Annotated in this window: 11 protein-coding genes and 1 pseudogene; 4 read left to right on the top strand and 8 right to left on the bottom strand. The window is 39.4% G+C overall.

Translation table 11 applies throughout. The features are described from left to right. The 5 genes from J502_RS15150 to rnk form a co-directional block, all read right to left on the bottom strand. The coding region (locus J502_RS15150) for an FAD-dependent oxidoreductase (RefSeq protein ID WP_034684969.1) at nt 1–1,016 on the bottom strand (1,016 nt) is incomplete at its 3' end. 164 nt (nt 1,017–1,180) lie between these two features. Beyond that, on the bottom strand, nt 1,181–2,101 hold the full coding sequence (locus J502_RS15155) for a hypothetical protein (RefSeq protein ID WP_034684970.1): 921 nt from the start codon (nt 2,099–2,101) through the stop codon (nt 1,181–1,183). A 57-nt stretch (nt 2,102–2,158) separates the two neighbouring features. Then, the gene (locus J502_RS15160) at nt 2,159–3,289 is read right to left on the bottom strand and encodes a toxic anion resistance protein (protein ID WP_034684972.1); all 1,131 of its coding nucleotides are present in this window, start codon (nt 3,287–3,289) and stop codon (nt 2,159–2,161) included. A gap of 23 nt (nt 3,290–3,312) precedes the next feature. Then, complete coding sequence (locus tag J502_RS15165) at nt 3,313–4,095, bottom strand: tellurium resistance protein (protein WP_034684975.1); 783 nt, start codon at nt 4,093–4,095, stop codon at nt 3,313–3,315. Between the two features lie 205 nt (nt 4,096–4,300). Then, complete coding sequence (rnk, locus tag J502_RS15170) at nt 4,301–4,705, bottom strand: nucleoside diphosphate kinase regulator (protein ID WP_005019540.1); 405 nt, start codon at nt 4,703–4,705, stop codon at nt 4,301–4,303. A 419-nt stretch (nt 4,706–5,124) separates the two neighbouring features. Between rnk and J502_RS15175 the strand changes: the two genes are divergently transcribed. Further along, complete coding sequence (locus J502_RS15175; protein ID WP_052026713.1) at nt 5,125–5,484, top strand: hypothetical protein; 360 nt, start codon at nt 5,125–5,127, stop codon at nt 5,482–5,484. Nucleotides 5,485–5,802: 318 nt separating this feature from the next. After that, nucleotides 5,803–6,228 carry a hypothetical protein gene (locus J502_RS15180; protein WP_034684979.1) on the top strand — a complete coding sequence of 142 codons (426 nt, stop codon included), beginning with the start codon at nt 5,803–5,805 and terminating at the stop codon, nt 6,226–6,228. A 249-nt stretch (nt 6,229–6,477) separates the two neighbouring features. On the opposite strand, the gene glyA is transcribed toward J502_RS15180, so the two are convergent. Together glyA and J502_RS17320 are read right to left on the bottom strand one after the other, a co-directional pair. Beyond that, nucleotides 6,478–7,731, bottom strand: a complete 1,254-nt coding sequence (glyA, locus tag J502_RS15185) for a serine hydroxymethyltransferase (protein WP_034684981.1) — start codon at nt 7,729–7,731, stop codon at nt 6,478–6,480. A gap of 192 nt (nt 7,732–7,923) precedes the next feature. After that, nucleotides 7,924–8,115, bottom strand: coding sequence for a hypothetical protein (locus J502_RS17320; protein WP_034684982.1), 192 nt, complete (start codon nt 8,113–8,115; stop codon nt 7,924–7,926). Between the two features lie 664 nt (nt 8,116–8,779). Here J502_RS17320 and J502_RS15195 point away from each other — a divergent pair. Both J502_RS15195 and J502_RS15200 read left to right on the top strand, forming a co-directional pair. Continuing rightward, nucleotides 8,780–9,472 carry a DNA exonuclease gene (locus J502_RS15195; RefSeq protein WP_034684984.1) on the top strand — a complete coding sequence of 231 codons (693 nt, stop codon included), beginning with the start codon at nt 8,780–8,782 and terminating at the stop codon, nt 9,470–9,472. 83 nt (nt 9,473–9,555) lie between these two features. Then, on the top strand, nt 9,556–10,125 hold the full coding sequence (locus J502_RS15200; protein ID WP_005019528.1) for a hypothetical protein: 570 nt from the start codon (nt 9,556–9,558) through the stop codon (nt 10,123–10,125). A gap of 142 nt (nt 10,126–10,267) precedes the next feature. On the opposite strand, the pseudogene J502_RS15205 reads toward J502_RS15200, so the two are convergent. Next, nucleotides 10,268–10,893: pseudogene (locus J502_RS15205) on the bottom strand (hypothetical protein); the annotation flags it as partial.

Here is a 10,893-nt window from a genome sequence, read left to right on the forward strand (position 1 = left end):
GTCGCATATTCCTGCTCGCCCGGTACATTCATCTGTCTCCAGCGTGCACCGGTAGAGAGAATCACTGTTTTAGATTCCAGTCGGGCACCATTGTCCAGAGTCACTTCAACCAGACCACTGGCCGTTTCTTCTGCGCCTTTAATGCTGGCAACTTTCTGCAGGTTCATGATGTCGACTTCATACTCACGCACATGCTCTTCCATGGCCGCAGCAAACTTTGGCCCCTGGGTTTTGGTGACCGAGGTAAAGTTTTCAATATCCATGGTGTCCATCACCTGTCCACCGAAGCGTTCAGCCACGATCCCGGTACGGATACCTTTACGCGCTGCATAGATGGCAGCAGTATTCCCGGCTGGGCCGCCACCAATCACCAGAACATCAAAGGCTGCCTTGGCATTGAGTTTCTCTGCATCTTTGGCCGCCGCACCGCTGTCCAGCTTGGCAATAATCTCTTCCAGGGTCATACGTCCCTGACCAATGTGCTGGCTGTTCTGGAACAGCATTGGAACCGCCATGATCTTGCGCTGTTCGACTTCTTCCTGGAAGAAGGCCCCGTCAATCATGGTGGCAGTGGTGCCCGGGTTATAGATGGCAATCAGGTTGAGGGCCTGCACCACATCCGGACAGTTATGACAGCTCAGTGACACGAATACTTCAAAGTCAGCAGTCAGGTTGAGCGCTTTAATCTGTGCCAGTACCTCGTCAGAGACTTTGGGAGCGTATCCGGAAACCTGCAACAGGGCCAGAATCAGCGAGGTGAACTCATGCCCCATCGGCAGGCCGGCAAAGAATACCCGGGGCTGCTCACCGGCTTTGGCCACACCAAAGCTTGGGCGGCGGCTGTGCTGGCCATCAAGGCGTGCAGTCACCTGATCAGACAGGGCGGCAATTTCATTGACCAGCTCTTTGATTTTATCTGACTTGTCAGAGCCATCTAAAGAGGCAACCAGTTCAATCGGGCTTTCCAGACGTTCGAGTAATGTTTTAAGTTGTGCTGAAGTATTTTGGTCTAACATTGCTAACTTCTCCAAAGGAGTCAATATTAAGGAATGAATTGATGATACTGCAAAGCCATTAATAGGTAAAACAATATGTTTTTATAAATACAATCGGTTTTAAGAATTGTTATTAAAGAACAGAGCCGGTTTTTCGGGCCTGTTCTGATCTTGTTTTTCATCACTTAGCTGTTTAGGCGGTGTGTAATTCGCTCGGTTCTCAATTGCAGACGGTGAGACAGTAAATAAAAAATCAGGCTTAAAACAGCGCTCAGTAAACTTATAGCTATGATTATAATATTTGCCCAATATGAAAGCTGTTGAGCCTGTCTTACCTGTGGCTCAACACTTTGAGCTAACGGTGTTAAAGCCTTTCCATAAACCTGGTGCTGCATGACCCAAAGCTGTTCTGGTTTAAAACCATACTCAATAAAGTCTGGATCAGTCTTCTCTGCTTTGACCAGCTCCACTATATAGGGAATAGCTATATTTTTATCTGCAGGCTGGTGCAATAAGGCCGTTTGCGCGAGTATATAAGCTTGGACCGGTTTTTCTACATTTTCCTCAGCCAAGTAGTGCGCAATCGCACTATCTTGAATATTACGTTCATAATATACCAGCTCATGCGCAGCTTCTTTTTCTTCATTGTTCAGGTCATATTGCACATAAGTCAAACCTGACCAGATGATGATAAATGCAATGAGCCAGCCAACGAATTTTAAAATAAATGACTGAAAGCGAATATAAAAAAAATGAAATTTTCTGAGAAAATAAACTGTGAAAAATGCACCAAAGAAAGCTGCAAACAGTTTTAAGAATAACCAGCCAAACCATGACAGCAAATTAAAAAAATAATCGTGTTGTGGTGCAAGATCTGTCAGGCTAGCTTCGAGAGTTAAAGGTAAATGTAGTTGTTCTACTTGTTGAGAAAGACCAAAAAAACTATAGATAAAATCCTGCTGTAAAAATATGGCAACCACACTTGCAATAAATAAAGTACTGGTCGTTACGCAAAGTAGCATCACTTTATGCTGACGCTTTTTCAATACCAGCATCCCTGTTTCGATCTGTTTAGAACTCAACGCATATTCATCTAAAGGTGGCAAATAATATCTCCAAAGATTAATCAGGTATACTTAGGCTATTAATATAACAAAAACAGCTTAAGGTTTATTTGTTCCCGAATTTGATTCAAGCACAAGCTGATTCAGATTATTTTGTAACATACGCAATCGGCTGGTAGCTTCCTGACGTTTTTGCATACCTTCTTTCTGTACCTGAATCACATCATTTACTGTTTTAATGAGGGTATTTTGAACATGTTCAAGGGTTTCAATATCAATGACTGACCGCTGGTTGGCTTTAGCAGTATCTACAGAGTTCTGATGCAAAAGCTCTGCGTTACGGCGTAGTAATTCATTGGTTGCATCATCAATACTATTGGCAAGCTGTACACTATTTTTCTGCTCGTTAAGCGAGATAGCCAGACTGATCTGGTTTTTCCAAGCCGGTAAGGTAATGTTTTTAATGGCATAGAACTTGTCCACCAGCATCAGATTATTGGACTGAATAATCCGGATCATTGGCAAAGTCTGCATAGCAGATTGCTGTAAAACCTGAAGGTCACTGATACGTTTTTCCAGATTATTCGCCAGATGATTTAAATCATAAATTTTTTGTGTAGTCGGCTGGTCTTGGGGCTGTTCACTGAGCTTAGCGATTTGCTGCTGAATATCTTGCTGTTTAAGTTTTCCCGCAGCGACATAAATACCCAGCTGCCGATACTCATCCTGTACCCCATTAAACATTTTATCCAGTGTATCAACCCGGGCTTTTAGCCCGGTCTGTGAAATTTCAATTTCTTTTACCAGAACATCAATCTGCTCTTTAGTAGTATGAAACTGCTGGTCAAAGTTTTGTTTGGCACCTTTAATCTTACCCAGAAAATTACCCAGAAAACCTGAACTTTTGGGTTTGTTTAAAATGCTGGAAGTATTCAGCTGCTGAGCAACCTGTACTACCTGGTTGAGTTTCTGGCCGGTAGCATCAAGGTCTTTGTTCTGGACTAAATCTAGCAATTCATCCGTATAAGAAGAGGTTTTAGTCGCAATATTTTTCCCATATTCAGCGACAGTATGATGACTCATATCATTTAGCTCTTTATGGGCATTCTGGACTTCTGTAAAGTCTGAATCCTTTAACCCTATTTCCTGTAAATTTAGTTGCTGAAAATCCTGCTCCGATAAGTCTCTCGAAGTAACTATCGTTAAATCATTTTTTTCCAGATCGGCCATAATTCACCCTGCTTCGGTTTACTTTAATGTTTCTCTAAAGACTTCTTCAATGTTCTGATCAGATTTTCCCGGCTATTATCCAGCTTCTCTAATTCTGCATCGGAATGCTTTAAATTTGTCTGTTGCACATGGTATTGCCAAGCAGGAATCAGTACTTGCTGAGCTTCTTTAAACCGGTCTAAAAGACTAAAAGAAAGCTGCTGTGAAAGACGTATTTGTGTAATTGCAATATCATTACTCGCCTGTAACGTTTGTAATGTATTAATTTTTTTAGATAATCTTTCTGCAAAATTATCTAATGGATGCTGGTTTTTAATAAAGGCTGGATATTCATTAAGAAACTCCTGTGCAGCTAAAATATATTTTGCCATTTGTTCCCGTAAACCCAGTAATTGCTGAAAACGTGCCTGTGATTTCTGAATTTCAATCTGTAACCGTTGACTCAAATGATCAGCCTGAGCAAGTAACCGGTCCAGATTTCTATAATATTCCACCTGCCCTGATTGATACTCGATATCAATTCCCAGCCATTTCTGTAGTGCATTGAAATTACGTTTTTTCAGATATTTTTTAGAGTCAGCTAAAGCCTGAATCAACTGTTCAATAGTCTGACTTAACTGCCGGGTTAATTCAGGGTCTACTCCACTGAGCAGCACGGACTGTGCCTGAACCAGATGCTCGGCATAATGATTTAACCGGTATTGATCATGAATCAGAGGAACCAGATCATTGCGTTTTATGATCAAAGTTTCTTGAGGAGTAACCTCAATCTTGGATAATGGAATGAGTTCTTGGAAATGCTGCATATAGACGCCGGGTATCGCCTCAAACAGTAAAATAGACTGATAATAAAATAACAGAACAATATGAAGTGAAGCTGAAAGCTATATTTTCAATTTAAACCAAATCTTTCAGACTACAAGCCGAAATAGCAGTTTTTACGTTTAAGTTTTGTCATAGTTGATTGAATAACTACAAAGAATAATGCCGTGAAATTTCACGGCATTTGATCTAACGATAATCACCCTCTCGCTCAGGCTGATATAGTACCTTTTCAATTTTTACTTTCATAAGGTGGCCATCAGGTTGTGGCCACTCAATTTCCTGACCTTCAGCCAGCCCTAAAATAGCAGCACCTATAGGAGCAAGTACATTGACTTGTCCTTTATCACCGCGAAAATCATGCGGATAAACTAGCTGGATTTCAGTCGGTTCAGTTGAAGGGGCTATCGTGATCAGCACTCGGGTATTCATGCTGACCACATTAGCCGGTATTTCATGTGGCTCTACTACTTCAGCCCGAGCAAGTTCATCTTCCAGATGTTCTATAGTCTGAGTCATATGAGATTGATGCTCGAGCATGGTTTCAAGACGATGCAAGTCCTGTGAAGAAATAATAATATTTGGTTTAGCCATATAAACTGACTCCTTCCATTTTAAATAAATATTGCAACGCTATAGATGTATATTTTCTGGTCTAGAAATAATTAATTACTTATCAGAAAAGTATTTTTCCACCCTATTGTTTTTTATAAAACAACAAAAAGCTCCCCTTAAGAGGAGCCACAAAACATATAAAATGTAAAGAATGAAAAAAGTTATCCTTTACTGTATCCAGTTAAATGAAGAACGCTAACCTTTAAACAATAAGTTAAGCCTATTCATAGATGTAACATCTTAAACCAAGTTTCTCAACCATTTAATTTATAGCTTCTCAAATACTGATATAAGTTACCGAAATTAAACTTATACTTTTGGCTTACTATTCCACCACAATCATATATTTTCTTTTATTATTTTCATCCTATAGTTTTTTAATCTTCCCCAAAATAAAAATGAATATGAAAGAAAAAATTCTTATGACTGTTTTTTTATCTTTATCAATCGCAGCTTGTCAAAGGCAGCCACAAGAGACAGACACGGCTCAACCATTGAACTCCAGCTCTCCTCTCGCCGCTCAGCTTGATCAGGCAGGTGAGAAAATTGGAAAATATCTGGATCAGTTAGACAATCCTAAGACCTCTCAACAAAAACGGATACAGATTTTATGCAAAGATTACCCTACCGTATATAAAACTGAATATATGCCTGCATTACTCAAACTACATTCAAATGAATATACCCCTGCAGGTTTACTTTTTGATCTGGATATTGTCTTAGACTTTTATAAAAAGGGCGCGAATATAAAATGCTAGACTTTCTATATTGCTCATATTATTTTATTAACCAAGTTATTCTGATTATCTTCTTTTACTAAAATATTGAATACAAATTTTTTATAAACTTTCTTATTAGCAGAAATTCCTCTATTAAAAAATTTTTGATGTGAGCAAAAACAGAACTCATATTTTTACCATACAGAATAAGCCAGTTATCTTAAATATAAAATAGTGCTTTTAACTTTTTTATTCTTGCCTTAAGTTTAAATTGTTAGACAATGTCATTGTCTTTGTAAGCTATTGCTTTATATTGCTATAGACACGGCGTACAACAACAATAAATGGTAGATCATAATGGAATTAGAACTATTAGGTGAGCTATTTGGTGTAGAAATCCACCGACCTCTGCAAAGAGAAGAAATAAGAAAAGCGCTTATAGCCCGAAACGAACTAAGAGATCAATTAAAACAGGAGAAAAATCTTAGTAGCGACCATATTACATTGCAACTTAACGACAAGATTCATGTATTTGCCTACAGACTCGAAGAGAGTGAATCAGAACAATTTTATAATTATTTAACTGAAGAATGTAAAAAACTAAAGCCCGAACAATATGAGCAGAGTCTTATCTCTACCTCTAATAATACACTTAAAACAGAAATCTCTCCCCTCTCTAGTGAAACTATGGAAGAGAAACAACCCATGATATGGAAATTTTTACCTTGGGTACTCGGAGTGATTTTTTTATTATTACTTTTCTCATTATTCACTTTTAGGTGATATACCTTTATATAGTGAAAGAGATAAGTTTAACCACCAAACAATCTAAGAGAATAAAAATAAAATATTATAAGATTAAAAATTTCTTGCTAAAGCTATTGATCTTTAGATTTTGAATAAGTTTACTTTAAAACTATTATTTATAAAGAACTGTTTATGGGTTTATTATAGATATATGAACTTAAAATAAAGTACAGTTTATAACACTAAAAAAGCTCCCACTTATGGGAGCTTTTTTAAAGAAATCACTTACTGAGCATAAACCGGGAATTTAGCGCAAACCGCTTCCACTTTCGCTTTTACATCAGCAATAACATTTTCATCGCCTTTGCTATCTAAAATGTCAGCCATCCAGTCAGCAAGTTCACGCACCTCAGCTTCACCAAAACCACGAGTAGTGACTGCTGGTGTACCTACACGGATACCCGAGGTAACAAATGGAGAACGTGGATCATTTGGCACGGAATTCTTATTCACAGTAATGTGGGCTGCGCCTAACCATGCATCTGCATCTTTACCTGTAATATCCTGTTTAATGAGTGATAACAGGAATAGATGGTTAGATGTACCGCCAGAAACGACATCATAACCACGCTCAATAAACACTTGCGCCATGGTTTGAGCATTTTTAACCACTTGTTGCTGATAGGTTTTAAACTCATCAGACATAGCTTCTTTAAAGCAGATTGCTTTGGCCGCAATCGCATGCATTAATGGACCGCCCTGGTTACCTGGGAATACAGCAGACTGAAGTTTTTTCTCAATCTCTTCATTCGCTTTTGCCAGAATCAGACCAGAACGTGGGCCGCGCAAAGTTTTATGGGTAGTGGTTGTGGTTACATCAGCAATTTGAACCGGGTTCGGGTATACACCTGCTGCCACCAGACCTGCAACGTGGGCCATATCAACAAACAGATAAGCACCAACTTTATCAGCAATTTCACGGAAACGCTGCCAGTCAACAACCAGACTATATGCAGAGAAGCCTGCAACGATCATACGTGGCTTATGCTCTAAAGCCAGACGCTCAACTTCTTCATAGTCGATTTCGCCAGTTTCCGGGTTCAGGCCATATTGCACTGCATTATAGGTTTTACCGGAGAAGCTTACTTTTGCACCATGGGTTAAATGGCCACCATGAGCAAGACTCATACCTAAAACGGTATCACCCGGATTCAGCAAAGCCAGGTAAACAGCAGAGTTTGCCTGTGAACCTGCATGGGGCTGAACGTTTGCATAGTCAGCACCAAAAAGTTCTTTAGCACGATCAATTGCCAATTGTTCAATAACATCAACATGCTCACAACCACCGTAGTAGCGTTTGCCTGGATAGCCTTCTGCATATTTGTTAGTGAGTTTTGAACCTTGCGCTTCCATAACCGCTGGAGAACAATAGTTTTCAGAAGCAATTAACTCGATGTGCGCTTCTTGGCGCTCACCTTCGGCAGCAATTGCCTGAGCTAATTCCGGATCAAATTCAGCAATAGAGATATTGGCAAACATTAGCGAGGTCCTATTAATTTAGGGCTTTTAAGCCGTGCTAAGATTGGCGCGTATTGTAACATGAAGTTTATTATTAAACAGAATGAACTTTACTCAGTTTTAAATAAAAATGGCTTATATTAAAAAACATGAGTCATCGCTTTAAATTCAGGTTATTGACTTGGCATTAGAGATTTTACATCCGAGATAATATTAGCAATATTCAACCCGTAAACGCTGCCATGATCCCAATTGGCAGTAAGAACGAAGTTCATTTCCACTAGGTTCACCGAGCCCTTCATAGTCAGGTGCTACCAGCATATAACCAGACTGAAGCAGGCCGTTAATCATATTTTTAATAACCGGATTTAGACTACTCCGGCTCGGTGCCCACTGATTAGCCACACTCGTCGTGCCATGTGCCTATGCAACTATCGGTCATCCTTTTGCTAGAGGTGTTCCCTCCGGGGTGAAAACTAACGCAGTAGCTTGTGTTTCTTTATTATTAATTTCGAGCATTTTATAAGTCATGACTACGCTTTCACCGGCAATAACCACATCTGTTTTGGTATAGGCTACAGGCGTAGCTAATACCGGGTTATCTATATTATTTACTGGAATGGAAGGAACAGGCGTACTGACATTCTGGTTATCATTGTCATCACTATCATTACACCCATCAAACTGATACTTACTGCAAGTACAGTACAGGTCAATATATGTCTTTTCATTATTTTATATCCTTATTTTAAGTTATTATCATTCACTGATTTTTAGGGTGTTCTTTCTTCTTCATGACACCCGTTCCCAATTTTTATAAAAAATAGCAAGAAATTTGTTTAATTATTCTCATATATAAATTTTAGAAACCAGATTGAAGGATTTTTTCTTCAAAATAAGGTGAATGAAAGTCGAATTATTTTAGAAGCGACGTAATTTGTGGCTCAACTTGGTAAATGATGAGCTAAAAACCCTTCAATTAAAGCCCTGACAGGGTTTTTAAATTGTCAGAATAGAAATAATAATGTTAGATTTTGACTTTCTCTTTTGTTCAGGCATATTTTTCAACATGCAGGCCATTATTCTCGATACTGAAACACATACACTCAATGGACTACCGATTGAAATTGCCTACGCGCCTGTCCAAATTGCTCAAGGCCGTTTGAGCCTAGACAAAAGTCAGTTATTTGACCAGCTCTACAGTATTGGTGAACAGTCAATTTCTTATGCCGCGATGGCAGTACATCATATTCTAGAAGCCGATATTGCTGGTCAGCCTCATTATAAGAACTTCAGTTTACCTTCCGAAACTGTCTATATTATCGGTCATAATATTGATTATGATATTCGTACCATTGAAAAATGTGGCATAGACACCTCAAGTATTAAAGCTATTTGCACTCTGGCGCTGGCCCGCAAGGTTTGGCCCGATGCTGAGGCACATAACATCTCTGCACTGATTTATATGATCAGTAAAGGAAGTGATAAAGCAAGAGAATTACTCAAAGGTGCTCACCGTGCAGATGCCGATATTATTTTAACTGCAAATATACTCATGCATATTCTTTACCATCTAAATATTCAGAGTATTGAAGAACTTTATACTGCATCAGAAGACGCACGGATACCCCGTATTCTGAATTTTGGCAAACACCGTGGTACCGCAATTAAAGAATTACCTGGCGACTATGTAAACTGGCTGTTACGTCAAGAAGAGCTGGACCCTTATCTACGTAAGGCCCTAGAACAGACCCTAGTTTAGGTGCTGATATTTAAAAATTTGTTCATCAAACTTTAATTTTTTTAATGTAGGGTTGCCTTGACTGATTAGGGGAAGTCGGGGCAATGTCTGATTATCAAAAAACACCATTAGGTATAGAAGTTTTAAAAAACAGATCAATTCATCTAAATGTACGCCAGAGACGCTTACTTATTCTGATTGATACACCAGATTTTGATATACTCACGCCACAATTCAAGCAACGAATTGCAGAACCTGAGGTACTAGACCAGCTTTATAATATGGGACTGATCAGTTTCGAAGGTCAGCAAAAAGAAAAACTCATATCAGCAGACCAATTTGAAATAGAAACAGCTCCGATAATATTAATAAGCAATGATAGGCAAAATGAAATTATATATTCAGAGCGGTCCACTTCTAACGCTAAAATAAATGTTGAGCTCTTAGGGTTTCTAGCTATAAAAGAGTTAATGACGAGTCTGTTAAAACAATATTGTGGCTTAATGGCCAAACAGCTTATTGAACGTATTCAGCAAGCACCCCACATTGAACACTTAAAACTTTGTCAGATGCAATGGCTGACGTGTCTGCAAGAAAGCCGGCTTCCACCATCAGAGCTTAACCGCGCCATGCAACAGATTAATCAGTCTCTAGAGCATTTAAGACAGCATTGAAAATGACTTATTAAATCAGTCATTTTTACAAGTCAAAGATGACTGATTACCCTATACTCATTCCTTAGTCCGTAATTTTAAAATATATTTATAGGCGATTTTTTAGTTTATTTTTTACTCTTACTTGCTGCTATCGAATAGCTCAAATTTGATCAGCAACCGGTACACTTAACTCAACACTATTGGGTTGTATTGCAGCACCGGAACCAATGGTAAATTTCAGCTTTTGATCAGCTGGCATGATATTTTCAACAGTCTGATCAAGCGGTACGCCATAGCTATAGTTGATGGTGAAGACCGTATTTTTCTGTGGCAGTTTATTCGGTACCAGCCGGCCTTGACCGGTGGCATAGTTAAAGGTGCCGGTGGCATCGCCACTAAACTGGCCCAGCGTATTCGTGGTTGCGGTTTTCTGTTCGCCTTCCAGCAGCCATTTTACAGTCACGCTGCCTGAGGCTATTCCTGCCTGCTGTAAATCAAACTCGAATGCTGCCGGTTCAACCGCAAGACCTGAGCGTATAAACGTAGCCAGTGGTGTACCCCAGAGCAACAGGATCGGTGTATTCACATCCGGTAAAGCCCCCGTCGTAATAGACCAGGAACCGGTCTCATAGTTGACCGCACCAGAGCCAAACGAAGTACTTGCACCTTTTAATTGCCCCGATCCATCATCTTTCAGTTCATAAAACTTGCCCTGTGACATATAAGAAACCGACAAGCTACCCGGGGCTGGTGGTGGTACCAGCACACCAGTCCAGTTGGCACTCT

The organism is Acinetobacter sp. 1294596, assembly GCF_000582925.1.
Lineage (GTDB): Bacteria > Pseudomonadota > Gammaproteobacteria > Pseudomonadales > Moraxellaceae > Acinetobacter > Acinetobacter radioresistens.

Excerpts from the sequence above, each read along its gene's own strand:
- J502_RS15160 (WP_034684972.1), bottom strand. The coding sequence starts at position 3,289 with ATGGCCGATCTGGAAAAAAATGATTTAACGATAGTTACTTCGAGAGAC.
- J502_RS15165 (WP_034684975.1), bottom strand. The coding sequence starts at position 4,095 with ATGCAGCATTTCCAAGAACTCATTCCATTATCCAAGATTGAGGTTACT.
- rnk (WP_005019540.1), bottom strand. The coding sequence starts at position 4,705 with ATGGCTAAACCAAATATTATTATTTCTTCACAGGACTTGCATCGTCTT.
- J502_RS15175 (WP_052026713.1), top strand. The coding sequence starts at position 5,125 with ATGAATATGAAAGAAAAAATTCTTATGACTGTTTTTTTATCTTTATCA.
- J502_RS15180 (WP_034684979.1), top strand. The coding sequence starts at position 5,803 with ATGGAATTAGAACTATTAGGTGAGCTATTTGGTGTAGAAATCCACCGA.
- glyA (WP_034684981.1), bottom strand. The coding sequence starts at position 7,731 with ATGTTTGCCAATATCTCTATTGCTGAATTTGATCCGGAATTAGCTCAG.
- J502_RS15195 (WP_034684984.1), top strand. The coding sequence starts at position 8,780 with ATGCAGGCCATTATTCTCGATACTGAAACACATACACTCAATGGACTA.
- J502_RS15200 (WP_005019528.1), top strand. The coding sequence starts at position 9,556 with ATGTCTGATTATCAAAAAACACCATTAGGTATAGAAGTTTTAAAAAAC.